The sequence below is a fragment of the Arthrobacter ulcerisalmonis genome (assembly GCF_900609065.1).
Taxonomy (GTDB): Bacteria; Actinomycetota; Actinomycetes; order Actinomycetales; family Micrococcaceae; genus Arthrobacter; species Arthrobacter ulcerisalmonis.
The window spans coordinates 106,353-130,003 of sequence record NZ_UXAU01000038.1 but is presented as its reverse complement, the minus strand read 5'-3'; the positions used below and the strand labels follow the sequence as shown (position 1 = coordinate 130,003).

The window sequence follows — 23,651 nt, the reverse complement described above, 5'->3', positions numbered from 1 at the left end:
TTCAGCGCGGGCGCCCGCCCACGCGAAAAGCCTAGTGCCGCCGTCGGAAGCTGGCGCCGACCAGGGCACCCAACCCGATTCCGACGGCGAAACCCACCACCGGGCTGTCGTACACCGCCAGTCCGAAGGAAAACCCCACCGCGGCGCCCACCAGAGTGCAGATCCACAGCGGCCTATTCATGGAACCTCCTCGCAGCGGCCCGTCAGGGCAGCCCACTATCGATCGTTTCTCGCCTAATCCTCGCATTCCTCAGCGAGACATTCGGTGACAATCGGTAAGGCAGCGTCTTATGGGGTGAAAGCCGTCGCCGCGGACCGCGGCAATGCTCCCGGCCGATAGGCTGGAACCCATGACTTCGCCCAAAATCCGCACGTCGACTCCCCCATCAGCCACGACGGTGGCGATCGCCGCGATCACTGACGTGGTCCTGATCCTGGTGTTTGCCGCCGTCGGACGCGACGCACACGCCCGCGGCGACGTCGTCACCGGCGTGTTCCTTACAGCGTGGCCTTTCCTGGTGGGCGCTGCGCTCGGCTGGCTGGCCATGCGTGCCTGGCGGCATCCGCTATCCCCCATACATGCCGGGATCGGTATATGGTTCGGCGCCCTGATTGGCGGCATGCTACTCCGCGCAGTGACGGGCCAGACAGTCGTTTTACCGTTCTTTATAGTGGCGCTGCTTTCCTTGGGCATCCTGCTGGTTGGCTACCGGTTGCTCGTCGCCGCAATTCGTCGACGGCGGCCCCGAGAAAGCTGATCAAACCCGCCGCACGCACTAGCCTTCCCAGACCCGGGGACTGTAATAGGCTGGGCGCAGCAGCCCATTCCCGCAGGCAATCCCCCGCAACTGATCCGAAAGGATTCCCGTGATCACCGCTTTCGTACTGATCAAAACTGACGCCTCCCGTATCCCCGAGACCGCAGAACAGATCTCTGCCCTCGAAGGCATCAGCGAGGTCTACTCGGTCACCGGCGAATGGGACCTGATCGCGGTGGCGCGGGTGCCTCGGCACGAGGATCTTGCCGACGTCATCGCCGACCGTCTCTCCAAGGTTCCGGCAGTGGTGCACACCACCACTCACATCGCGTTCCGCGCGTACTCCCAGCACGACCTGGACGCCGCGTTTTCGCTGGGTTTCTAGGGCGCACGACGGCGGCCGGCGGCCTCAGGCGCGCGTCAACCTAACCCAGTTGGCCAGGACAGCGGCGGCCGCTCCTGAATCGATGGACACTGCCGCCCGTTGGTAGGCCACCTGCATCCGATCGAGGAACGATCCATCCGCGGCGAGGTCGAAAGCAACCAGGCCAGCGGCAGCATTGAGAAGGACCGCATCCCGTGCGGGCCCCGGCTTTCCGGCAAGTACCTCGTGCACCACGCCAGCGTTGGCAGCGGCGTCACCGCCACGCAGCTGATCGACCGTCGCTTTTGCTATCCCCAGGTCCTGGGGTGAGAACTCAAACTCAGCGACCCGGCCAACCCGGATTTCCCACACCGTGGAGGGCCCGGTGGTGGTCAACTCATCGAGTCCGTCTCCGCCTCGAAAGACCAGGCCGCGACTCCCCCGCTTGGCCAGGACACCGGCCACGAGCGGCGCCATCCGCGCGTTCGCGACACCCACTGCCGAGGCCTGCACCTGGGCAGGATTCGTCAGCGGACCAAGGAAGTTGAACGCTGTGGGAATGGCCAATTCCTTGCGCGGCACAGCTGTGTGACGGAACGAAGGATGAAATACCTGAGCAAAACAAAACGTGATCCCTGCCGCCTCAGCGTTGCGCGCCACATGGTCAATCGGAAGGTCCAAGCGGACACCCAAAGCTTCCAGGACATCCGCAGAACCAGACGACGACGACGCCGCCCGATTGCCGTGCTTGACCACCCTTGCACCGGCGCCAGCTGCCACCAGTGCTGCCATCGTGGAGATATTCACCGTGTTGAGCTGGTCCCCGCCAGTGCCCACGATGTCCAGCTTCTCACCGCTGATGGCAATGGGATTGGCATGCTCCAACATCGCTGCGACAAGACCGGACAACTCTTCCACCGTTTCGCCCTTGGAACTGAGCGCCACCAAGAAACCGGCGATCTGCGCAGGAGTTGCAGCGCCGGACATGATGGTGTCCATCGCCCAGGACGTGTTCTCCGAGGTCAGATCCGAACCGTTGATGAGCGCTGAAATGAGCCGGGGCCACGTGTTGGTGGGGGCTGAAGTTGCCGGTGAAGTCACCCACTGATGCTATCGACCAACCCGCCACGCTGACCAATGGTGAGCCGCGTGGGAACTTTTCAGAGCAAATTCGCGTCTTTGTAGAAAAAGTCCCCCCAAAAGGCGGTTTGCGTTGGGCAGCAGGGACTTTTACAGACATAATGTCTATGTGACATCTGCGACTCATGCCCCCAGTACCCCGGCGCACCCCACGCTGAACCGCCCCAATATGGTTTCTGTTGGAACCGTAGTCTGGCTGTCCAGCGAGTTGATGTTCTTCGCCGGTCTCTTCGCCATGTACTTCACACTGCGCTCCACCAGCGGAGCAATGTGGGCCGAAGAGACAGCCAAGCTCAACTTCCCCTTCGCGCTAGCAAACACGATCGTCCTTGTGGCCAGCTCCTTTGCCTGCCAGATGGGCGTCTTCGCCGCCGAAAGGCTCCAGCCGCGCCGCTCAGGCAGCCGCTTCCAGTTCTCCCAGTGGGGAATGAATGAATGGTTCACCCTGACCTTCATCATGGGTGCGATCTTCGTGGGCGGTCAGTCCTTCGAGTACGCCATGCTGGTTTCCGAGCACGTCTCGCTGTCCTCCAACGCATACGGCTCGGCCTTCTACATGACTACCGGCTTCCACGGCCTGCACGTCATCGGCGGCCTCATCGCCTTCTTGCTCATCATGGGCCGGTCCTTCGCGGCCAAAAAGTTCGGCCATTTTGAAGCTACGTCTGCGATCGTCACCTCTTATTACTGGCACTTCGTCGACGTTGTCTGGATCGGGCTCTTCCTGGTCATCTACGTCCTCAAGTAGTCAGCTTTGATTCTTTTTCTACAAGAGGCAGAATTTCAGGTAGCGGCTCCCGGAGCCGACGCAGGATCGAATAAAGGAACCACCACGTGAAGGCTCTCTCGCAAAAGCGGCGTCACCCACTAGCAGCAGTAGCCCTGCTCCTTATGGGGCTCCTGGTCATGGGTGGCCTCTACGCCGTCGCGACCACCGTCAATGAGGCCAAGGCATCCACCACCACGTACAGTGCCAATGACACTGAAGAAGGTGGCAAGCTCTTCGCCGCCAACTGCGCCACGTGCCACGGCATGGGTGCCAGCGGCTCCCCCGCCGGCCCGTCACTGGTTGGCGTCGGCGCTGCCGCAGTCGACTTCCAGGTCGGCACCGGCCGGATGCCGATGCAGATGAATGGCCCGCAGGCCATGAAGAAGCCGGCCCAGTTCAACGACGAACAGACTCACCAGTTGTCAGCCTACGTAGCTTCCCTGGGAGCTGGCCCGGCAATTCCTGAGGAACACCTGTTGGATGAGGGCGGCGACGCCGCTGCTGGCGGCGAGCTCTTCCGCACCAACTGCGCCATGTGCCACAACGCTGCTGCTGCTGGCGGTGCCCTGACGCGTGGCAAGTTTGCTCCCGCCCTTGCCGATGTCACCGGCAAGCACATCTACGAAGCCATGGTTACCGGCCCGCAGAACATGCCCGTCTTCAGTGATTCAAACATCACTCCTGAGGGTAAGCGCGACGTCATCACCTTCCTCAAGCAGATCGAGTCCTCCGGTTCGCCGGGCGGCGCAGACCTTGGTTCCTTGGGGCCGGTTGCTGAAGGTCTCTTCGTCTGGATCGCCGGCTTGGGCGTCATCATCGCCTTCACCATCTGGCTTACCTCCCGGACGTCCTGACGTCTCCGCAACACCGCACAACTTCTGCTGATTCGTCAGCAGCTTGAAATTAGAAACTAACCCGGCAGCCGCCGGGACGAGAGAAGGATGAGGCGAATTATGGGCAACCATAGTGACGGCAGTCCGAGCCACTCGGGCACCGTAGCTAAGGCTGGTCAGAATGAGGTGGAGAAGTTCCAAGATCCTGGAATTCCCCCGCACCGTTTGCGCCTGGCCGACACGGATCCGATGGCCGCAAAGCGCGCAGAACGGCAGGTCGCCTTACTTTTTGGCCTCTCTGTTGTCGGCACCATTATCTTCATCGTGGCGTACTTCGCCATTGATTTGGGTGGCGATGCAGGCATTGCCACCATCCGGCTGCAGAACATGCTCCTGGGCATTGGCACCGCCTTCGCCATGCTGGGCATCGGCACCGGCATCGTGCATTGGGCCAAGGCCCTGATGCCCGACCACGAAGTCTCCGAAGAGCGCCACGCCATCCGGACCGAAGAGGACCGGCAGGCTGCTGTCCGGATCGTCGACGACATTCTGGAAGAGACCGGCATCAAGCGTCGGCCGCTCATCCGCAATACGCTGCTTGGTGCCGTGGCCCTGGCTCCGCTTCCCGCCATCGCCATCTTCGGCGATCTAGGTCCCCGCCCTGACGACAAGCTCGCACACACCATGTGGGCTCCGCAGGACGGAAACCTGAAGCGGCTTGCACGCGACCCTGACGGCACCCCCATCAAGGCCTCGGACGTCACCATCGGGTCAGCTTTCCACGTGATCCCTGAGGGCCTGAACGAACTCGAAGAAGGCAAGCTCAACGAAAAGGCTAAGGCCGTCGTTCTGCTCATGCGTCTGGATCCTGCCTCGCTGAACCCCTCAGCAGGCCGTGAAGATTGGGGTTACAACGGCATCGTTGCCTACTCCAAGATCTGTACCCACGTTGGCTGCCCTGTTGCTCTCTACGAGCAGCAGACGCACCACCTGCTGTGCCCGTGCCACCAGTCCACCTTTGACCTCACGCAAGAGTGCAAAGTGATCTTCGGCCCCGCCAGCCGCCCTCTTCCCCAGCTGCCCATCGCAGTGGACGATGAAGGCTACTTGGTCGCCACCAGCGACTTCAAAGAACCTGTAGGACCGAGTTACTGGGAGCGTGATATGCATGAGCGCGCAAACAACAGCTGAGCCCGCATTCGTCGCCACGACCAAAACAGGCAAGTTCACTGACTTCGTCGATTCGCGGGTGGGCGGCTCCGGCATCCTCCGCGAATTCGGCCGGAAGGTCTTCCCTGATCACTGGTCCTTCATGTTCGGTGAAGTGGCACTCTATTCGTTCGTGATCCTGCTGCTTTCCGGCACGTTCCTGACGTTCTTCTTCGATCCATCCATGGCTGAGACGCACTACGACGGCTCGTACATTCCCCTCAAGGGCGTCGAGATGTCCGTGGCGTACAGCTCGTCACTGGATATTTCGTTCGACATCCGTGGCGGCCTGTTCATGCGCCAGGTTCACCACTGGGCAGCGCTGCTGTTCGTGGCCTCCGTGGCCGTGCACATGCTTCGCGTCTTCTTTACTGGCGCGTTCCGCAAGCCCCGGGAAATGAACTGGGTTGTGGGCAGCGTTTTGCTCATCCTGGCCATGGCCGCCGGCTTCACCGGTTACTCCCTCCCCGATGACCTGCTCTCCGGCAACGGCTTGCGAATCATCGACGGCGTCATCAAGTCCATCCCGGTCGTTGGCACGTACATCTCGTTCTTCCTCTTTGGTGGCGAGTTCCCCGGTACGGCCATCATCAGCCGCTTGTACATGCTGCACATCCTTCTGGTGCCGGCACTGATCCTGCTGATGATCGTGATGCACCTCTTCATGGTGGTTGTGCACAAGCACACCCAGTACCCCGGTCCTGGCCGGAATGACGGAAACGTTGTGGGTTACCCCCTCGGCCCCGTATACGCAGCCAAAGCTGGCGGCTTCTTCTTCATCGTGTTTGGTGTCCTGGCCCTCATGGCAGGCTTCTTCACCATCAACCCGATCTGGAACTACGGACCGTACGACCCCTCCCCCGTGTCGGCCGGTACCCAACCTGACTGGTACATCGGATTCGTTGACGGTGCCCTGCGCCTGATGCCCGGTGTCATCAACAACTTCCACTTTGAGTATGTGATTTTCGGCTTCACGCTGACGCTGAACGTGCTGCTGCCGGCCTTGGTGCCTGCTGGCATCCTGTTCACCGTGATGTTCATGTACCCCTGGATCGAGCGTTGGATCACCAAGGACGAGCGCGAACACCACGTCCTCGACCGTCCTCGCAATGCTCCGACCCGGACCGCAATCGGCGTCGCCGGCTTCGTCTGGTACTCGGTGATGTGGGCGGCTGCAGGCTCTGACCTCATCGCCACGCACTTCCACGTGTCGCTGAACGACGTCACCTACTGGCTTCGGACCCTGTTCTTCATCGGCCCGATCATTGCCTTCATCGTGACCAAGCGTGTGGCCCTGGCGCTACAGCGCAAGGACCGCGAGATCGCGCTGCACGGTCGCGAGACTGGCCGGATCGTTCGTTTGCCCCACGGCGAGTTCATCGAGGTGCACGCGCCGCTGGATGAATACAAGCGTTACAAGCTCGTGGACTTCGAATCCCCCGAGGTACTGCCGGCAGAGCCGAACGAAAACGGTGTTGTTACCGCCAAGGAGAAGCGCCGCGCGTTCCTCTCCAAGTGGTTCTTCGAGGATCGGGTTGCTCCGGCTACCCCGGCGGAACTGGAAGCCGCACACGGCCATGGTCACGCCGCCATCGAAGCAGCAGATGACTCCAAGTCCCTGACGCACTAGTCACCCGCAAGACACAGAAATGCCCGGTCCACACGGACCGGGCATTTTTGTATCGTCTGTAAGGCTGCGGCCTGCCTTGCGGAGACTCAGGCCGGCGAGAAGCCGAAGTCCCTTTCAGCGAGTACGGGTGCGGCGCACGCCAGGCCGCTGCAGCGGGACCCACAGCTTGTAGCGGTCAGCACGGTAATAGGACACTGAGTAGTCCACCATGGACTTGGCAACGAACGCGTGCCGCTGAATCTTCAGCAACGGCGAACCAACTTCGACGTTGAGGAGCCGGGCCGTCGAAGGAGATGCGGCTGTTGCCTCGATCATGTCCTCACCCCACTCCATGACGAGCCCGAACTGCTCGTTGAGGACGTTGTACAGCGACGTGGGTGGCTCGCCATCGAGAAGGCCTGGAACGCGATGTGCGGGTATGAAGTTCTCATCCACGCTCATGGGTTCCCCATCGGCCAGCAGCAGCCGCCTGAACCGTACCAGAGCGGTACCCTCCTCGAGTTGCAGCTCGCGCGCCAGGAAGGCACTGGCTGCGATCTGCTCGAAGCTGAGGACCTTGGCAGCGGGGACCATGCCTCGGCGCTGCATCTCCTCGCTGTAGGAGGTCAGCTTCACCTGAAGGTCCATTTTGGGGCGTCGGACATAGGTGCCCAAACCCACTACCCGCTCAATGACTTCCTCACCCACCAGCGCATCGATGGCCTGGCGGACAGTCATCCGTGCCAGGCCAAACCGCTCCGCCAGGTCCCGCTCTGACGGCAACGCCGCACCAGGGCTGCAGTAGTCGGTGATGTGCGCCCTCAGAATCTCACGCAGCTGCACATAGATGGCGGTGCCGCTGCTGCGATCAATTTCGCCAGCGATTCCTTTTGCTCCAGCGGCCACTGTTCTCCTCGGCTACGTTCTTCCTCAATGGTAGGTCAGGTCTAGACCACTGGTGACGGCTGGCCGCCGTCGGGAGACTTTCCAGATGGCGCGCGGCCTGCTGGTTCCGCAGAAACTCATGATTCCTTGCCGCTCATTGTCAGCAGATATATTTAGAAGAAATGTCACGGCGGCCCAGCTGTCCTGTTGAAGGAGAACCTTGCCAGTACTCAAGGCTGTAGTTGCGTCACCCTTGGGCCTTCATGCCCGGCCTGCGGCGGATTTCGTCCGGGCGGTCAACGGCACAGGCTTCGCAGTGACCATCGCCAAGGCTGGTGCTCCTGCCGTCGATGCCAGATCCCTGCTGCAGGTCATGGCGGCTGACTTCAACCATGCCTGCGAGGTCGAACTACGGATCTCCGATGCGGGACCCACGGCCACAGGCGCCCCTGCAGCGGCGCAGGAAGCCCTCCAGGACCTCGCGGGCCTCTTGTCCGCCCAGAGCAGCAGCACGTCCACAGTGAGTGTGCGCCAGGCTTCCTAGCTCGCCGGGGCGGATACCGCACCTGCCACTCAAACGAATCAACAGCTCGACAGCACCAACAACAACGAAGCGGGCCCCACCATTTTTGGTGGGGCCCGCCGTCGTAAGGTGAACTATTAGTTAGTGGGCATGGTCGCCGCGGCTGTACTCGTACACCCATCCAACGAGTGCAACGACTGCAAGGCCAGCGCCGATGAAGAGAATCCACCAACCGACGGCCAAGCCGAGGAATCCAGTGGCGCATGCGAGTCCGAGAACCAGCGGCCACCAGCTCCAGGGGCTGAAGTGACCCTGTTCGCCGGCGCCTTCGTGGATTTCGGCGTCGTTGCGGTCTTCGGGGCGGAGACCCACACGTTTGCCGGTGAAACCGAGGTAGGCGCCAATCATGCCGGCCAGTCCACCCACCAGGAGGATACCCAGCGTGCCAACCCATTCATTCCAGTGCGTCAAGAAGCCGTACACGATGGAGATGGGGACGAAGAAGAAGACTCCCGAGCCAAAGATCCAAGTCTCAATTTTCACTGTGAGGCATCCTTCTGCTCGGCGTTGCCCAGGACATTAGCCACGGGTGACGGTGAGTCAACGGTGTGGACCTGGCGCAGTTCAGGGTGGTGCAGGTCCAGTGCGGGCCGCTCGGAACGGATCCGTGGCAGCGAGGTGAAGTTGTGTCGCGGCGGCGGGCAGGATGTTGCCCATTCCAGCGAGGCGCCAAAGCCCCACGGGTCATCCACGGTGACGCGTTCGTTGCTGCGCCAGGTGATGTACACGTTCCAGAAGAACGGAATCAGCGAGGCACCGAGAACGAATGAGGACACGGTGGAGAACTGGTTCATCCAGGTGAAGTTGTCTTCCACGAGGTAGTCAGCGTAACGACGCGGCATACCTTCGACACCCAGCCAGTGCTGGATCAGGAACGTGCCGTGGAAGCCGAGGAACAGGAGCCAGAAGTGAATCTTGCCCAGGCGCTCGTTGAGCATCTTGCCGGTCCACTTGGGCCACCAGAAGTAGAAGCCAGCGAACATGGCGAACACGACGGTGCCGAAGACGACGTAGTGGAAGTGGGCCACCACGAAGTAGGAGTCTGATACGTGGAAGTCGAGCGGCGGGGATGCCAGGATGATGCCGGTCAGGCCACCGAAGAGGAAGGTGATCAGGAAGCCGATGCTCCACAGCATGGGCGTCTCGAAGGTAATTGACCCTCGCCACATGGTGCCGATCCAGTTGAAGAACTTCACACCCGTAGGTACCGCAATCAGCATGGTCATGAACGAGAAGAACGGCAGCAGTACCGAGCCGGTGACGTACATGTGGTGTGCCCAGACGGTCACGGACAGCGCAGCAATAGCGATGGTGGCGTAGACGAGACCCTTGTAACCGAAAATCGGCTTGCGGCTGAAGACCGGGAAGATCTCGGAAACGATGCCGAAGAAGGGCAGCGCGATGATGTACACCTCAGGGTGGCCGAAGAACCAGAAGAGGTGCTGCCAGAGCACGGCTCCGCCGTTTTCCGGGTCGAAGATATGAGCCCCAAAGCGTCGATCAGCACCCAGCGCGAAGAGCGCAGCTGCCAGTGGCGGGAAGGCCATAAGCACCAGGATGGCGGTGACCAGGACGTTCCAGGTGAAGATCGGCATCCGCCACATGGTCATGCCCGGGGCACGCATGCAGATGATGGTGGTGATGAAGTTGACGGCACCGAGGATGGTGCCGAAGCCGGACAGTGCCAGGCCGAAGACCCACAGGTCGCCACCAATACCTGGGCTGAACGTCGTGTTCGAGAGGGGCGCATAAGCGAACCAACCGAAGGAAGCAGCACCCTGCGGGGTGATGAAGCCGGAGACCGCAATGGTGGAACCGAACAGGAAGAACCAGAATGCCAGTGCGTTCAGTCGCGGGAAGGCAACGTCAGGTGCACCGATCTGGAGCGGCATGATGACGTTGGCGAAGCCCGCAAACAGCGGGGTTGCGAACATCAAGAGCATGACCGTGCCGTGCATGGTGAACAGCTGGTTGTACTGTTCCTTGGTCTGCAGGATCTGCATGCCGGGCTCGAAGAGCTCGGCCCGGATCAGGAGGGCCATGACGCCGCCCAGGCAGAAGAAGATGAACGACGCGATCAGGTACATGTACCCGATCGTTTTGTGGTCGGTCGAGGTGATCCAGTTGACGACGATGCGTCCCTTGGACTTGGGTACCACGGGGGCCGACAAGGCCTCGGTGGGTGCGGATTGAGTGTACGTAGCCACGTCGATTCCCTTACTTAACTTCGTTCAGGTTCGGATTGCGGTCGTACTCAGCGCCGAGAAGGCCTGTGTTTCCTGCTGCCCGGAGTCCGTCCATGTGGGTCTGGAATTCAGCTTCCGAGACCACCTTGACGCGGAACAACATTTCGGAATGGTACTCACCGCAGAGTTCGGCACATTTGCCGTCGAAGGTTCCCTCTTTAGTGGGGGTGAACCTTATGTAGTTGGTCTTGCCGGGGATCATGTCGCGCTTCTGCAGGAAGGCGGGAACCCAGAAGGAGTGGATAACGTCGCGGGCGTTGAGCTCCAGGTCCACGGACTTGTTCACCGGCAGGTACAGCGTGGGAAGCAGTTCCTTGTCGATGGTGTTGCCCGTGAGGTTGGCCTGCACGCCGGCTTCGTGGAGGTCTTCGTTGATGACCTCGCCAGCCTTGTAGTTGAAGTCCCAGGCCCACTGCTTGCCGCGGACGTCAACAACGACGTCGGCAGGCTGGGAGCGGTCATCGATGGCCTGCTGGTCACGGTCGGTGAAGTAGAAGAACACCAAGACCATGAAGAGCGGGATCGTCAGGTAGAAGACCTCGAGCGGGAGGTTGAAGCTGGTCTGCCGGGGGAAGCCAACTGTTCCCTTCCGGCGACGGTAAGCCACCAGGCACCAGACGATCAGGCCCCACGTGATGATGCCAACCACAAGGGCGGCAATCCATGAGTTGACCCAGAGGTCCATGATGCGATCGGTGTTGCTGGTGGTGCCACGCTCGGTGGGCAGCCACCCTCTCTCTACCTCTGGCGAACATCCGGTCAAAACCAACGCGCCGGCCATTGCCAAGCCAGTGATCGTTACGATCGTTTTGCGTCGGCTGCCGGTTCGGTTCTGCGAACTCACAGACGGCCCTTCCTACTTGATGCTGTTGACCAGGGAACTTAAAGGTTCCCGGGGCACACTGAAAGTTTTACTACTCGGTGTAGAGCTTACCGCTCCGCCGGGCGTTTCGCCCACATGTCGGCGCCGTGCCTTGCAGCCATTTTCGTGACTGAAGGAACGGCGCCGGCATCGGGCGAAAGAACCGGCTTAGTGGAACGAATCGCCACAGGCACACGAGCCGCCTGCATTGGGGTTATCGATGGTGAAGCCCTGCTTCGCGATGGTGTCCTCGAAGTCGATGCTGGCACCGGACAGGTAAGGAACGCTCATCTTGTCGACAACAACTTCAACGCCGTCATAGTCACGCACGGCGTCGCCGTCGAGCAGTCGCTCATCGAAGTAGAGCTGGTAGATCAGGCCGGAACAACCGCCGGGCTGCACGGCAACCCGGAGGCGCAGGTCTGTGCGGCCTTCCTGTTCGAGAAGGCTGCGTACCTTACCCGCAGCGACGTCAGACAGCTTGACCTCGTGGCTGGCCAGCTCATCGCTGGCCGCGCTGACGGTTTCGGTGGCGTTCTCATTGGTTGCAGTGCTCATTGGCCTACCTTCTTAGGACGATCTGGCGGCCCCGCGTCAGCGAAGCCTGCCCCTACATTTTCGGTATGGGCTATAGCTACATGCTACGTCCGACAGACATATAGCTCTAACTCCTTGCGTAACTATGGGAACACCCGGCTTGTTCCCTGGTCCCCTGCCAGGGAAGCAGTCCGTTAAGGCTGCAGCCCCTCCCGGTTGAGTCGGTCCAGCATGAGGGCCTCGGCAACAATGGCGTTGCGGAAGTCGCCAAGGTGGAGGGACTCGTTGGCGCTGTGGGCCCGGGAATCAGGATCTTCGACGCCGGTCACCAAGATCTGGACGTCCGGGTAGAGCTCTGTCAGGTCGGCGATGAAGGGGATGGACCCGCCAATCCCGGTTTCGACGGCGGGTACTCCCCAAGCTTCGCCCAGCGCCCACATGGCCAGCGTTGCGGCGGGCGATGAGGTGTCCGTCTGGAACGGGTTGCCGCTCTCCCCCGGTGTAAACGTCACCTTCGCACCGAAGGGTGCGTTGGCCGCCACGTGCTGCTCGACGGCGGCCATCGCTGCGGCCGGATCCTGGCCGGGTGCCAGGCGCAGGCTGAACTTGGCGCGGGCCCGTGGAATGAGTGTGTTGGAGGCGACGTCAACGGCCGGTGCATCAAAGCCGATGATGGACAATGCTGGCTTGGTCCACAGGCGCGAGGCGAGGCTGCCTGTGCCCGCAAGGCGAACACCGTCAAGAACTGACGCATCGGCACGGTAGTCAGCTTCAGCCATGTCAACTGTTGCCGTGTCGGTGGCGACCAGCCCGGCGATGGCGACGTTGCCGTCGTCGTCGTGCAGTGTGGCGATCAAGCGCGAGAGGAGCGTCGGGGCGTCAAGGACCGGGCCGCCAAACATTCCGGAGTGGACCGCGTGCTCCAGGACCTGGACATCGATGACGCCGTCAACGAGGCCGCGCAGGCTGGTGGTGAGCGCGGGAATGCCCACCTTCCAGTTGCTGGAGTCTGCCACCACAATAATGTCTGCCCGCAGGAGCTCGCGGTGGGCCTCCAGGAACGCACGAAAGGTGGGCGAGCCGGCTTCTTCTTCACCCTCGAAGAAGAAGGTGACGCCGAGGCCCAGCTGGTCACCCAATACCTCAGTCACGGCGGTGTAGGCAGCGACATGCGCCATGATGCCGGCCTTGTCATCCGCCGCTCCCCTGCCGTACAGCCGACCGTTCTTCTCCACCGCGACGAACGGCTCCGTGTCCCACAGGTCCTCGTCCCCCGGCGGCTGCACGTCGTGGTGTGCGTAAAGCAGGATAGTCGGCTTGCCGTCTACGGCTTGTCGACGGCCGACGACGGCTGGCCCGCCCTGGGTGCCATCGGGCTTGGCGCACGCCAGGATCTGGACGTCATCCAGTCCGGCGGCGCGGAGGAGCCCGGCTACCGCCTCGGAGCTGCTCTGCAGGGGCGCCTGGTCGAAGCTCGGCCAGGCAATCCCTGGAATGGCCACCAGATCTTTGAGGTGTTGGCGGGTGGAAGCGAACGAAGCATCGATGGCGCTGCGGAGGTGATCCGCAGCCGCGCTGACATCCGCGCCCTGGGGTGTGGGCAGGGTGGAATCCGACGGATTGGCTGTAGGTGAAGAAGTCATGGCCACACCCTACCGCCGTCGGCATTCTCTCGGATGCTGCGCAGGAGCGGGACCGCGTGCCCCCGCAAGGTATTCTGTAGGGGTGTTTGGACGTAAAAAGGAAGCGCCCTCGGCGCAGGACATAGTTGACCAGCAGGCTGCGGCCGCGGCGGCACAGCTCAGTGGACCCGGAAAGGGAGTTCCCACTCCCACGCGTAAAGCCCAGGAAGCTGCGCGCAAGCGCCCTCTGGTCCCCGAGGATCGCAAGGCCTCCAAGGCAGCAGAGCGGCAGGTCATTCAGGACCAGCGGCAAAAAATGCGCCAGGCCCTCGATACCGGAGATGAGAAATTCCTGCCGCTCCGCGACAAGGGTCCGCAGAAGCGGTTCGTCCGCGACATTGTGGATGCCCGTTTCAGCCTCGGTGAATACCTGATGTTTGGCGCGCTGGTCTTTGTTCTTGTCTCGCTTTTGGTCCCGGCCGCCAGCGAAATGATGGTTTACGTCCTTGGCGCTTTCTGGGTGATGTTCCTGGCCGTCTTCGTGGACGTCTTCATCCTCTCCCGGAGCCTGAAGAAGCGCCTTGCCGCCAAGTTTGGCGACGTTGAGCGGGGTACCGTCTGGTACGGCTCCATGCGCTCCCTACAGTTCCGCAAACTCCGCCTGCCCAAGCCGCAGGTCAAGCGCGGCGCGTCCGTCTCCTAGTCACACCATATGCATCAAAGAACCCCGGCGGATTGATTCCGCCGGGGTTCTTTTGTTCTGGCACCACGCTGTTGGTGGGTGCGGCTCAGAGCGGACGACGGCGGCCCTTGGCTAGGTGCCGATTGATCCCGGCTGCCCAGAAAGGCCCCTCGTACAGGAACGCCGTATAACCCTGCACCAGGGTGGCGCCGGCGTCGAGACGGTCCTGGACATCCTGGGCTGTCTCCACCCCGCCCACGGCGATCAACGTCAGCGCGTCCCCGGTGGCCGACTTCAGGCGGCGCAGCACCTCCAGGGACCGTGCCTTCAGTGGCGCTCCGGAGAGACCGCCGGCGCCGCATTTTTCCACCTCAGCTGGATCGGTGCCCAACCCGGTGCGGCCGATCGTGGTGTTGGTGGCAATAATGCCGTCCAGTTCCAGGTCCAGCGCCAAGGCAGCAACGTCGTCGATGTCCTCATCACTGAGGTCCGGCGCGATCTTGACCAGCAGGGGTACGTGCCGGCCTGCGGCATCATCTGCCTCGCGACCCACTGCGGTCAGCAGCGGCCGCAAGGTCTCCACATCCTGGAGCAGGCGCAACCCGGGTGTGTTGGGGGAACTGACGTTCACCACCAGGTAGTCGGCGGCCGGCGCCAGAGTACGGGCGCTGACCAGGTAATCGGCCACGGCGTCTGTCAGTTCCACGGCCTTGGTCTTACCGATGTTCACGCCGATGACGGGCCGGACGGCAGGATACCGCCGCTGTAGCGCGGCCCGCGCTGCTTTCAGCCGTGGCGCTACAGCAGCAGCGCCGTCGTTGTTGAACCCCATCCGGTTGATCACGGCGCGATCCTGCACCAGCCGGAAAAGGCGTGGCTTCTCATTGCCGGGCTGGGCCTGACCCGTGATGGTGCCTACTTCCACATGGCCGAAGCCCAGCTGGGCAAGTGCCTCGATGCCGTGTCCCTCTTTGTCGAACCCGGCGGCGAGTCCAAACGGCGAGGGAAAGGTCAGGCCCAGCGTGGAGGTCTGCAGGGACGGCGCCGGAGCGGTGAGCCGGGCGAGGACTTTGCCGGCGCCGGTGGTGTGGGCCAGTCGGATGGCCTTGAAGCCGATGGTGTGGGCGCGTTCGGCGTCCATCCAGGAGAAGGCAAGCTTGAAAAAGGTGGGGTAGACGCGCATGCTCCCTATTTTTCCGTCTCGGGCGGCGCAGACCAAACGGGCGACGCAATAGCATGGGGATATGGCATGGGAATCAGATGTGTTGGGGGAAGATTTCCAGTCCCAGCCGTTCGCGTCGGCGGGTCCGGACGGGGTGGAGCGGACCGCAACGTTGGTTCGATACCGCGTCCAGGAGCCTTCGGGCGGCGCCGCGCATCCGCAGCCCGCCGTCCTGTTCCTGCATGGCTGGAGCGACTACTTCTTTAATCCGGAGCTGGCGAGGTTCTGGACGGCTGCCGGCTACCGCTTCTACGCACTGGACATGCATAACCACGGCCGCAGCCTGCAGCCCGGACGTCCCGGCGGCTACGTCGCCGACCTGAAAGATTACGACGCCGAAATCCAGCACGCCTGCGCACTGATCGACGGTGACGGTGGGCCGGGTCCGCTGACCCTGATGGGCCACTCCACCGGCGGCCTGGTGGCCGCCCTGTGGGCGAGCCGGAACCAGACCGCCGTCAGCGCGCTTGTCCTGAACAGCCCATGGCTGGAGACGCACGGCAGCCACCTGGTGCGGCGGGCAGCAGCGGGCCTGATTGGACCGTTGGCGCAGCGTCGGCCGGAGACTGTCCTGAAACTCCCCGAGCGCGGTTTTTACTGGCGCACCATCAGCAGCTCGGCCGACGGTGAGTGGGACCTCAACGATTCCCTTCGGCCGCCCATGGCCTTCCCGGTCCGCGTCGGGTGGTTGAAAGCCATCCTCGCCGGTCACGCCGACGTAGCAGCCGGGCTGAACCTCCGCATTCCCGTCCTGGTGCTCATCTCCCATGGCAGCGCCAACGGCATGATCTGGTCCGAAGAAATGCGCCGGAGCGATGCGGTGCTGGACGTTCGCACCATCGCCATCCGATCCCTTGACCTGGGCGCCAGCGTCACCGTGGAGCGGATCGAGGGGGCCCTGCACGATGTCTTCCTCTCCCCCGCCGCCGTCCGCGCCGAAGCGTACCAGCGGCTCGCCCGTTGGCTCCGCGGCTACGGTCCGGCCGCGGCCGCGTCTACGGCCCCGCCGTAGCGCCTGTCTCGCTGCGCGTACTCTTCAACGGCTGCCCAGAGGGTGCGACGATCCACGTCCGGCCAGAGGGTGTCCATGAAGACGAACTCTGCATAAGCCGATTGCCACAGCAGGAAGTTGGAGAGCCTCTGCTCTCCGGAACTGCGGAGGAACAAGTCCACATCGGGCAGGTCGGGCTCGTCGAGGTATTTCTGGATGGTGCGCTCAGTAATGGCGTTCGGTTTGAGCCGGCCAGCTGCGACCTCGGCTGCAATGGCCGAAACAGCATCCGTGATCTCGGCCCGACCACCGTAATTAACACACATGGTCAACGTGCAGGTGCTGTTGCCCGCGGTGTATTCCTCTGCTTCTTCCAGTTCACGGATCACCGAACCCCACAAGCGGGGACGCCGGCCCGACCACCGCACGCGGACGCCCCACTCGTTGAGCTGGTTCCGTTGCCGACGTAGCACGTCCTTGTTAAATCCCATCAGGAAGCGGACCTCTTCGGGCGAACGCCGCCAGTTCTCGGTGGAGAACGCGTACACGCTGACGTACTCGATGCCGAGTTCGATGGCGCCTGCCATGACGTCCAGGAGTGCCGGCTCGCCAGCCTTATGCCCTTCGATTCTGGGCAGCCCCCGTTGATTTGCCCACCGACCATTTCCGTCCATGACGATAGCCACGTGCCGTGGCACAAACTCCGCCGGAATCCGGGGCGCCACTGCGCCGGACGGGTGCGGGTACGGTGCCAACACCGGCTCTGTTCGCTGCCGGATGGTGCTGTTCTTCTTACCCAGTGCCACTGTCAGCTTCGCTCCACATGCTTGAGGGATTTGAGGACTCGTTCCAGGTGCCACTGGAGGTAGGCTGCTACCAGCCCGGCAGCTTCCTTTCGGTGTACTGCAGCCGAGGCGTCGGCGGTGGGCCAGTCTCCGGTCAGCAGCGCCGCCAGCAGAATCACTGTTTCTGCAGCAGGAGCTGGGGATCCCGGCGGGCGACAGTCAGCACAGACCATTCCGCCAAGCGGAGCCGAGAATGCAGTGTGAGGTCCGGGCCTGCCGCAACGCGCGCAGTCGGTGAAACTGGGTGCCCAGCCACCCGTGGCCAAGGCGCGCAGCAAGTAGGAGTCTAGAATCAGGCCGGCCGCGTGGTCTTCCCGGCTCAGGGCTGCCAGCGCCCCCACCAGAAGGTTGTATTGAGCGGTTCCTGCCTCGCCGTCCACGTCCGTCAGCTTTTCAGCCGTCTCCGTCATGGCTGCGGCGACGGTGTAGCGGCCGTAGTCAGCCGCAATGGTGCCGCCGTACGCCCCCTTGGCCACAGCCTGCGTCACGATATCGAGTGAGCGGCCCGATATCAGTTGCAGATCAGCCACCATAAAAGGCTCTAACCTGGCCCCAAACCGGCTGCTGGTTCGGCGGACGCCTTTGGCCACGGCTCGGACTTGGCCATGGTGCTTGGTCAGGAGAGTGATAATCCGGTCTGCCTCGCCCAATTTGTGGGTACGCAGGACCACGGCGTCGTCGCGGTACGCGCGGGAAGCGAAAGACTGTTGGGCCACGTGGACATCTTCCCATCTTCGGCGGGGCACACGGCACCAGGCCGCACCGAACCATCAAACCAGATACAACAGTGCGCCCGCGCACAGAATCACGGAACCGGAGTGCCCGGTGCGACCGTCGGACCGCTGAAAAGTTCCAGCGGCCCGACGGAACAACCTAGGCCTGGGCGTCCCGGACGGCCCGGTTGACGGCGGAGATGACGGCCTTCAGCGAGGACATGCTGGTGTTGGCGTCGATGCCCACACCCCACAGCACGCGGTCACCCACGGCCGCCTCAACGTAGGCGGCTGCCTTGGCGCTGCCACCTTCAGACAGGGCGTGCTCGCTGTAGTCCAGCACGCGGACGTCGACGCCGTCTTCGCGCAGGATGCTCAGCAGCGAGGCGATGGGACCGTTTCCGGTGCCCGTGCGATTAACGGCCACCCCGTCAACGGTGAGCGAGGCGTGCAGGGTCATGCCGCCGTCGGCGTCCGTTTCGGTGCTGACCTTACCCAAGGAGTAACGGCCCCACTTGCCGTCGGACTCACCGGACGGCAGGTACTCATCCTGGAAGGCCTGCCACAGCTGGGCGCCGCTGACCTCGCCGCCCACAGTGTCGGTGCGCTTCTGGATTACACCGGAGAACTCGATCTGCGCGCGACGCGGCAGGTCCAGGCTGTGTTCGTTCTTCAGCAGGTACGCCACGCCGCCCTTGCCGGACTGCGAGTTTACGCGAATGACGGCCTCGTAGCTGCGGCCCAGGTCCTTGGGGTCAATGGGCAGGTAGGGAACGGCCCAGGTGAAGTCCGCGACGTCCTTGCCGGCGGCTGCGGCATCACGCTCCAGCGCGTCGAAGCCCTTTTTGATGGCGTCCTGGTGCGAACCGGAGAACGCAGTGAAGACCAGGTCTCCGCCGTACGGGACGCGCTCAGCCACGGGCAACTGGTTGCAGTATTCGACGGTGCGGCGGATTTCGTCGATGTCGGAGAAGTCAATCATGGGGTCGATGCCCTGCACGAACATGTTCAGGCCCAGGGTGACGAGGTCAACGTTGCCGGTTCGCTCACCGTTGCCGAACAGGCAGCCCTCAATGCGATCGGCACCTGCCAGGTAGCCCAGCTCGGCGGCTGCGACACCCGTGCCGCGGTCGTTGTGCGGGTGCAGGGAGAGGATGATGCCTTCGCGTGGGTGCAGGTTCCGGCTCATCCATTCGATGGAGTCGGCGTAGACGTTGGGGGTGGCCATTTCCACCGTGGCAGGCAGGTTGATGATGACCTGGCTGTCGGCGGAGGCTTCGAAGACGTCGGCAATGGCGTTACATACCCGGACTGCGTACTCCAGCTCGGTTCCGGTGAAGGACTCAGGCGAGTATTCGTAGGTGATCTTGGTGTCCACTAGGGTTTCTTCGTACTTCTTGCAGAGCCGGGCGCCCTGCAGGGCGATGTCCAGGATGCCGTCCTCGTCCTGGTTGAACACCACGCGCCGCTGCAGCACGGACGTGGAGTTGTACAGGTGCACGATTGCCTGCTTGGCCCCTACCAGTGATTCGTACGTGCGCTCGATCAGGTGCTCACGAGCCTGAGTGAGGACCTGAATGGTGACATCGTCGGGGATGTGGTTGCCGTCGATCAGCTGACGGACAAAGTCGAAGTCCGTCTGCGAAGCGGACGGGAAGCCCACCTCGATTTCCTTGTAGCCCATCCGGACCAGCAGCTGGAACATTTTCATTTTCCGGGCTGGGCTCATGGGGTCGATCAGCGCCTGGTTTCCATCACGGAGATCGACGGCGCACCAGCGCGGTGCCTTGGTGATCAGCTTGTCCGGCCAGGTACGGTCCGGCATCTCAACGGTGATCTGGTCCTGGAAGGACTGGTAGCGGTGTGCAGGCATACCGGAGGGCTTTTGTGCATTGTGCATGGCTATGGGCCTTTTCTATAGATCTGCTTCGAAAGTAGGCCGGGCAACACTAACTCCGCAGCGAGGATGGGCCTTGCGCATAAATCGCGTCTGAGGCCTCGCCGCGGCAGCTAAGGAGAAGGAGTTCTGCACGCACCACCTGAGGGTAACACGGGTGCGTAAGATGAAAGAGTCCTACCGTCCGTTACGTCCACCATGCAGACGCATACCGGATTCAACCGGCCGCAGCGCGTCAGCAAAAGGAGAATCAGTGCCCATTTCGGGGATCGACCTGACCACAATTGATGACACCGTCCGGCCGCAGGATGACCTTTACCAACATGTGAATGGCGCCTGGCTCAAGGTCACGGAAATTCCTGATGACAGGTCCCTCGAAGGAACCTTCACTGCCTTGCGCGACGGCTCGGAAGCCGCTGTCCGGGACATCATTGAAGCGGCCGCAGCAAAGGCCGAACAGGCAAGTGGCATTGAGCGCAAGATCGGTGACCTCTATACGAGCTTCATGGACGAGACCACGGCAGAAGCGAAGGGGATCGAGCCCATCCGCCAGCGCTTGGCGGACGTTTTTGGCACCACCTCAACAGCTGAGTTGGTGGCACTCACGGGTCGTTTGTTCCGGGCCGATGTCAGTGGCCTGTTCTCGATCTACCCGTCACCGGACGCCGGGAATCCGGACCGGGTCCTGCTCTACCTCGGCCAGGGTGGGCTGGGCCTTCCTGACGAGTCGTACTACCGTGACGAGAAGTTTGCACCCATGGTGACTGCCTACCGCGAGCATGTGGCGCGGATCCTGGCGCTGGCGGATGTGGCAGATGCCCCTGCTGCTGCGGACCGGGTGCTGGACCTGGAGACGCAACTGGCCAGCCACCACTGGGACAACGTCACGCTGCGCGATCCCCTCAAGACGTATAACCTCAAATCGGCCGAAGAAGCCCAGACGCTGTTCCCCCAGCTTGCCCCGTGGTTTGAAGCGGCCGGGGTTGAGCCGGCCAAGCGCACGGAACTCGTGGTCAGCACTCCTGACTTCTTTGCCGGCGCCGCATCGCTGATCGACTCCATCCCGCTGCAGGCCTGGCAGGAATGGCTGGCCATGCGGGTGGTCAGTGCCGCAGCACCGTACCTGTCCAGCGATGTGGTGGCTGCCAACTTCGCGTTTTACGGCACCACCCTCAGCGGAACGCCTCGCAACAAGGACCGCTGGAAACGCGGTGTGGCAGTGGTTGAAGCTGCCCTGGGCGAGGCTGTGGGGCAGATCTATGTTGGCAAACACTTCCCCGAGTCCCACAAGGAACGGATGCAGGCACTCGTCTCGAACCTTATCGCCGCCTACCGGGAGAGCATCCAGGCTGTGTCGTGGATGGGCGAAGACACCAAGGCCGAAGCGTTGCGAAAGCTGGAGAGTTTCCGGGCAAAGATCGGTTACCCGGAGGAATGGATCGACTACTCAGCGGTGGCGATCGACCCGACCGATTTGCTCGGTAACGTGGAGCGAGCCCACAACGCCGACGTCGACAGGCACCTCGACGAGGTGGGAAAGCCTGTTGACCTCAACAAATGGTTGATGACCCCGCAGACCGTCAACGCCTACTACCACCCGCTGATGAACGAAATCGTGTTCCCGGCGGCCATCTTGCAGCCGCCGTTCTTCACGGCCGACGCCGATGATGCAGTTAACTACGGCGGTATCGGTGCCGTCATTGGCCACGAAATTGGGCACGGCTTTGATGACCAGGGCTCCCAGTTCGACGGCAACGGTGCGTTGCGTAACTGGTGGACTGACAAGGACCGGGCCGCGTTCGAGGTCCTGAGCACCAAACTGGTAGCCCAATATGATGCGCTGGCGCCCATCGCCGCACCGGAACACCACGTCAACGGCAGGCTTACCCTGGGCGAAAACATTGGTGACCTGGCCGGACTGACCATCGCCTACAAGGCCTACCAGCTCAGCCTGGACGGAACAGAACCAGAAGTGATCGATGGCTTCACGGGCGAGCAGCGGTTCTTCGCTTCGTGGGCGGCTGGCTGGCGGCAGGTGATCCGCAGCGAGGAAGCAATCCGCAGGCTGGCAACGGATCCCCACTCCCCCAACGAGTTCCGGACCAATGCTATTGCCCGGAACCTGGACGCCTTCCATGATGCCTTCAACGTGGGCGAAGAAGACGGTATGTGGATGCCACCGGCAGAGCGCGTGAGCATCTGGTAGCCACACCTGCAGCAATGGCAATGGCCGGGTCCCCATGGGGCCCGGCCATTGCCATCATCTGCCAAAAGGCGCTCAGCGAACGATGAGTTCCGGATTGGCCTGCTGGCAGACCGCGTCCCCTGCTGTTTGGCTCACGATGTTGTCGGGCAGCGCCGTGGTAGCGCCGTATTTAGTGCCGGAAGTGAAATCCGAGCCCAAAGAGATCTGGACTCCGTAGACATTCGCCGAGGCGACAATCTGCGTGGCCGGGATCCCCAGCAGCGCTGCGGTATCCGCGGCGACATCGGCAAAGTCGGCGCTGTAGTAGATCGTCGTCTGCGACACCACTGCAGCGTCAAACTGGCTGACCTGGGTAAACCCGCCAGAAACCAGTGCCTGGACGATCTCCTGGGCGCGGCCCACCGTGCCGGTCGCGTTGGAGACGGAGACAGGCTGCAAGGCCTTGTCGTACGGCGGCGCTGCAGGGGTGGTCTCGGTTGGAACGGCCGACGGCGTGGGGCTGGGAGCGGCGCTGGGCGTCGTGGGCGCGGTGGGGTCCGTCAGGTCAACGTCCTGGCGAAGCGCCGCGAACAGTTGACCCGCGGCTGGCTGGGCCACCTCGAGCCGGTTCGGATCGAGGGCCGCCGGGGTGGTGGGGACAGCAACGAAGGCGACCTTTCCGACGTCGATATCCTTGAGCCGGTTGCCGATGGTCAACAAGGTGGGCACAGAACCGAGGCCCTCATCGACGGTGAGGTTCTGGGTGACGACGTCGGCAATCTTCAGCATCTTCACGGGGTCCGAAAGGGTACCGTCGTCCTTGATTTTCCGGGTCAGGGAGGACAGGAAGCCTTGCTGGGCCTTGATTCGGCCGAGGTCGCCGCCGTCAGCAAAGGCGTGCCGGGTCCGGAGGAACGCGAGTGCCTGTTCGCCCTGGACGGCGGAGGTGCCGGCCGGCAGGCGGAGCCGGGAATCGGGGTCGTAGATCGCGTCGCTGACGCACACGTTCACGCCGCCCACAGCGTTGGACAGCTCCTTGACGGCGTTGAAGTCCGCCATCATGAAGTGGTCAATTTCCATCCCGGTGAGCTTGTTGACCGTGTCCACGGCGCAGCCAATTCCGGCCTCGGCCATGGCCTCGTTGATCATCACGCCACTGCGGGCTGGGTAGGTCTGCTTGGTTTTCTCATCGGTGCACTGCGGAATGTCCACAAGCAGGTCACGCGGGAAGCTGATGACGTTGACCCGCTTGTTGTCAGCAGAAATATCCATCAGCATCATGACGTCCGAGTTGCCGTAGCCCGTGGAATCGTCGGCCGTGCCGTAATCTGCGTTCTTGCCATCGCGGGTATCGGAGCCCAGGATCAGGATCTGCATCCGGCCGGTTGCGTCATCGACCTGCTCCGATGGGTTCCCGCCACCAGCGTTGAGCGGCGCCTTGGAGATGTTGTTCTGCAGGCGGAGGAACCAAAACCCGCCAAACGCGAGGCTGCCAACCACGACGACGGCAAGCACCGTGGTGACCACCTTGAGCCACAGCGGCAGTCGCCGTTCCGGGCGGAGGTGTCGGGCGGCCCCCGCAGGGACGCCATCAGAGCGACGGTTCCCGGTTACGGGCGCGGCTGAACCAGCACCGCCGGTGTCCTGCTGATCGCGGCCTCGCCCCACGTGATGAACCTTCCTCTAAAAACAAAATCCG

The 23,651-nt window shown here is 62.5% G+C and carries 23 protein-coding genes; 10 read left to right on the top strand and 13 right to left on the bottom strand.

The window, feature by feature from the left end; all coding sequences use genetic code 11:
• Positions 1 to 31 precede the first annotated feature (31 nt).
• Positions 32 to 181 carry a hypothetical protein gene (locus PSET11_RS16755; RefSeq protein ID WP_203415978.1) on the bottom strand — a complete coding sequence of 50 codons (150 nt, stop codon included), beginning with the start codon at positions 179 to 181 and terminating at the stop codon, positions 32 to 34.
• Between the two features lie 169 nt (positions 182 to 350).
• Here PSET11_RS16755 and PSET11_RS13530 point away from each other — a divergent pair, with 169 nt between their 5' ends.
• A complete protein-coding gene (locus PSET11_RS13530; protein WP_124092846.1) occupies positions 351 to 758 on the top strand; it encodes a DUF3054 domain-containing protein in 408 nt (135 codons plus the stop codon).
• 109 nt (positions 759 to 867) lie between these two features.
• A complete protein-coding gene (locus PSET11_RS13525) occupies positions 868 to 1,143 on the top strand; it encodes an Lrp/AsnC family transcriptional regulator (RefSeq protein ID WP_124092845.1) in 276 nt (91 codons plus the stop codon).
• Between the two features lie 24 nt (positions 1,144 to 1,167).
• Here PSET11_RS13525 and trpD read toward each other — a convergent pair whose 3' ends face one another.
• Positions 1,168 to 2,223 (bottom strand): anthranilate phosphoribosyltransferase, encoded by a 1,056-nt coding sequence (gene trpD, locus PSET11_RS13520; protein ID WP_124092844.1) that lies wholly within the window; start codon positions 2,221 to 2,223, stop codon positions 1,168 to 1,170.
• Between the two features lie 148 nt (positions 2,224 to 2,371).
• Here trpD and ctaE point away from each other — a divergent pair, with 148 nt between their 5' ends.
• The 4 genes from ctaE to qcrB all read left to right on the top strand — a co-directional run bounded on the left by ctaE (position 2,372) and on the right by qcrB (position 6,703).
• Positions 2,372 to 3,010, top strand: coding sequence for an aa3-type cytochrome oxidase subunit III (gene ctaE / locus PSET11_RS13515; protein ID WP_203415977.1), 639 nt, complete (start codon positions 2,372 to 2,374; stop codon positions 3,008 to 3,010).
• Positions 3,011 to 3,096: 86 nt separating this feature from the next.
• Complete coding sequence (qcrC, locus tag PSET11_RS13510; protein WP_124092843.1) at positions 3,097 to 3,885, top strand: cytochrome bc1 complex diheme cytochrome c subunit; 789 nt, start codon at positions 3,097 to 3,099, stop codon at positions 3,883 to 3,885.
• 99 nt (positions 3,886 to 3,984) lie between these two features.
• Positions 3,985 to 5,055: a cytochrome bc1 complex Rieske iron-sulfur subunit gene (qcrA, locus tag PSET11_RS13505; protein WP_124092842.1), complete on the top strand. Its 1,071-nt coding sequence runs from the start codon at positions 3,985 to 3,987 to the stop codon at positions 5,053 to 5,055.
• Complete coding sequence (gene qcrB, locus PSET11_RS13500) at positions 5,033 to 6,703, top strand: cytochrome bc1 complex cytochrome b subunit (protein WP_124092841.1); 1,671 nt, start codon at positions 5,033 to 5,035, stop codon at positions 6,701 to 6,703. The genes qcrA and qcrB overlap by 23 nt, the downstream gene beginning before the upstream one ends.
• A 114-nt stretch (positions 6,704 to 6,817) precedes the next feature.
• On the opposite strand, the gene PSET11_RS13495 is transcribed toward qcrB, so the two are convergent.
• Positions 6,818 to 7,588 (bottom strand): GntR family transcriptional regulator, encoded by a 771-nt coding sequence (locus tag PSET11_RS13495; RefSeq protein ID WP_124092840.1) that lies wholly within the window; start codon positions 7,586 to 7,588, stop codon positions 6,818 to 6,820.
• Positions 7,589 to 7,787: 199 nt separating this feature from the next.
• Between PSET11_RS13495 and PSET11_RS13490 the strand changes: the two genes are divergently transcribed.
• Entirely contained in the window at positions 7,788 to 8,111 is a 324-nt protein-coding gene (locus PSET11_RS13490; RefSeq protein ID WP_124092839.1) for an HPr family phosphocarrier protein, read from the top strand.
• A 120-nt stretch (positions 8,112 to 8,231) separates the two neighbouring features.
• Here PSET11_RS13490 and PSET11_RS13485 read toward each other — a convergent pair whose 3' ends face one another.
• The 5 genes from PSET11_RS13485 to PSET11_RS13465 form a co-directional block, all read right to left on the bottom strand.
• Positions 8,232 to 8,633, bottom strand: a complete 402-nt coding sequence (locus PSET11_RS13485; RefSeq protein WP_124092838.1) for a cytochrome c oxidase subunit 4 — start codon at positions 8,631 to 8,633, stop codon at positions 8,232 to 8,234.
• Positions 8,630 to 10,357: an aa3-type cytochrome oxidase subunit I gene (gene ctaD / locus PSET11_RS13480; RefSeq protein WP_124092837.1), complete on the bottom strand. Its 1,728-nt coding sequence runs from the start codon at positions 10,355 to 10,357 to the stop codon at positions 8,630 to 8,632. The genes PSET11_RS13485 and ctaD overlap by 4 nt, the downstream gene beginning before the upstream one ends.
• Positions 10,358 to 10,367: 10 nt before the next feature.
• On the bottom strand, positions 10,368 to 11,240 hold the full coding sequence (gene ctaC, locus PSET11_RS13475) for an aa3-type cytochrome oxidase subunit II (protein ID WP_124092836.1): 873 nt from the start codon (positions 11,238 to 11,240) through the stop codon (positions 10,368 to 10,370).
• 186 nt (positions 11,241 to 11,426) lie between these two features.
• Complete coding sequence (locus PSET11_RS13470) at positions 11,427 to 11,816, bottom strand: HesB/IscA family protein (RefSeq protein WP_124092835.1); 390 nt, start codon at positions 11,814 to 11,816, stop codon at positions 11,427 to 11,429.
• 173 nt (positions 11,817 to 11,989) lie between these two features.
• Positions 11,990 to 13,438: a dipeptidase gene (locus PSET11_RS13465; protein ID WP_124092834.1), complete on the bottom strand. Its 1,449-nt coding sequence runs from the start codon at positions 13,436 to 13,438 to the stop codon at positions 11,990 to 11,992.
• A gap of 82 nt (positions 13,439 to 13,520) precedes the next feature.
• Here PSET11_RS13465 and PSET11_RS13460 point away from each other — a divergent pair, with 82 nt between their 5' ends.
• Positions 13,521 to 14,120 carry a DUF3043 domain-containing protein gene (locus PSET11_RS13460; RefSeq protein ID WP_124092833.1) on the top strand — a complete coding sequence of 200 codons (600 nt, stop codon included), beginning with the start codon at positions 13,521 to 13,523 and terminating at the stop codon, positions 14,118 to 14,120.
• Positions 14,121 to 14,205: 85 nt separating this feature from the next.
• On the opposite strand, the gene PSET11_RS13455 is transcribed toward PSET11_RS13460, so the two are convergent.
• Positions 14,206 to 15,282 carry a quinone-dependent dihydroorotate dehydrogenase gene (locus tag PSET11_RS13455; protein ID WP_124092832.1) on the bottom strand — a complete coding sequence of 359 codons (1,077 nt, stop codon included), beginning with the start codon at positions 15,280 to 15,282 and terminating at the stop codon, positions 14,206 to 14,208.
• 61 nt (positions 15,283 to 15,343) lie between these two features.
• On the opposite strand from PSET11_RS13455, the gene PSET11_RS13450 reads away from it, so the two are divergent.
• Positions 15,344 to 16,333 (top strand): alpha/beta hydrolase, encoded by a 990-nt coding sequence (locus PSET11_RS13450; RefSeq protein ID WP_124092831.1) that lies wholly within the window; start codon positions 15,344 to 15,346, stop codon positions 16,331 to 16,333.
• Here PSET11_RS13450 and PSET11_RS13445 read toward each other — a convergent pair.
• From PSET11_RS13445 to leuA, 3 genes are all read right to left on the bottom strand, one after another.
• Positions 16,294 to 17,118: an isoprenyl transferase gene (locus PSET11_RS13445; RefSeq protein ID WP_124092830.1), complete on the bottom strand. Its 825-nt coding sequence runs from the start codon at positions 17,116 to 17,118 to the stop codon at positions 16,294 to 16,296. The genes PSET11_RS13450 and PSET11_RS13445 overlap by 40 nt on opposite strands.
• A 2-nt stretch (positions 17,119 to 17,120) precedes the next feature.
• Positions 17,121 to 17,873 (bottom strand): DNA repair protein RecO, encoded by a 753-nt coding sequence (recO, locus tag PSET11_RS13440; RefSeq protein WP_124092829.1) that lies wholly within the window; start codon positions 17,871 to 17,873, stop codon positions 17,121 to 17,123.
• A gap of 157 nt (positions 17,874 to 18,030) precedes the next feature.
• Positions 18,031 to 19,770 carry a 2-isopropylmalate synthase gene (leuA, locus tag PSET11_RS13435; protein ID WP_124092828.1) on the bottom strand — a complete coding sequence of 580 codons (1,740 nt, stop codon included), beginning with the start codon at positions 19,768 to 19,770 and terminating at the stop codon, positions 18,031 to 18,033.
• A 250-nt stretch (positions 19,771 to 20,020) separates the two neighbouring features.
• On the opposite strand from leuA, the gene PSET11_RS13430 reads away from it, so the two are divergent.
• The gene (locus PSET11_RS13430) at positions 20,021 to 21,973 is read left to right on the top strand and encodes a M13 family metallopeptidase (protein ID WP_124092827.1); all 1,953 of its coding nucleotides are present in this window, start codon (positions 20,021 to 20,023) and stop codon (positions 21,971 to 21,973) included.
• Between the two features lie 72 nt (positions 21,974 to 22,045).
• Here the strand turns inward: PSET11_RS13430 and PSET11_RS13425 are convergent, their stop codons facing one another.
• Positions 22,046 to 23,620, bottom strand: coding sequence for an LCP family protein (locus PSET11_RS13425; protein WP_124092826.1), 1,575 nt, complete (start codon positions 23,618 to 23,620; stop codon positions 22,046 to 22,048).
• Positions 23,621 to 23,651 lie beyond the last annotated feature (31 nt).

What these genes read in the sequence shown, in the direction of transcription:
- PSET11_RS16755 (WP_203415978.1), bottom strand. Translation starts at nt 181, where the DNA reads ATGAATAGGCCGCTGTGGATCTGCACTCTGGTGGGCGCCGCGGTGGGG.
- PSET11_RS13530 (WP_124092846.1), top strand. Translation starts at nt 351, where the DNA reads ATGACTTCGCCCAAAATCCGCACGTCGACTCCCCCATCAGCCACGACG.
- qcrA (WP_124092842.1), top strand. Translation starts at nt 3,985, where the DNA reads ATGGGCAACCATAGTGACGGCAGTCCGAGCCACTCGGGCACCGTAGCT.
- qcrB (WP_124092841.1), top strand. Translation starts at nt 5,033, where the DNA reads ATGAGCGCGCAAACAACAGCTGAGCCCGCATTCGTCGCCACGACCAAA.
- PSET11_RS13470 (WP_124092835.1), bottom strand. Translation starts at nt 11,816, where the DNA reads ATGAGCACTGCAACCAATGAGAACGCCACCGAAACCGTCAGCGCGGCC.
- PSET11_RS13465 (WP_124092834.1), bottom strand. Translation starts at nt 13,438, where the DNA reads ATGACTTCTTCACCTACAGCCAATCCGTCGGATTCCACCCTGCCCACA.
- PSET11_RS13455 (WP_124092832.1), bottom strand. Translation starts at nt 15,282, where the DNA reads ATGCGCGTCTACCCCACCTTTTTCAAGCTTGCCTTCTCCTGGATGGAC.
- PSET11_RS13450 (WP_124092831.1), top strand. Translation starts at nt 15,344, where the DNA reads ATGGCATGGGAATCAGATGTGTTGGGGGAAGATTTCCAGTCCCAGCCG.
- leuA (WP_124092828.1), bottom strand. Translation starts at nt 19,770, where the DNA reads ATGCACAATGCACAAAAGCCCTCCGGTATGCCTGCACACCGCTACCAG.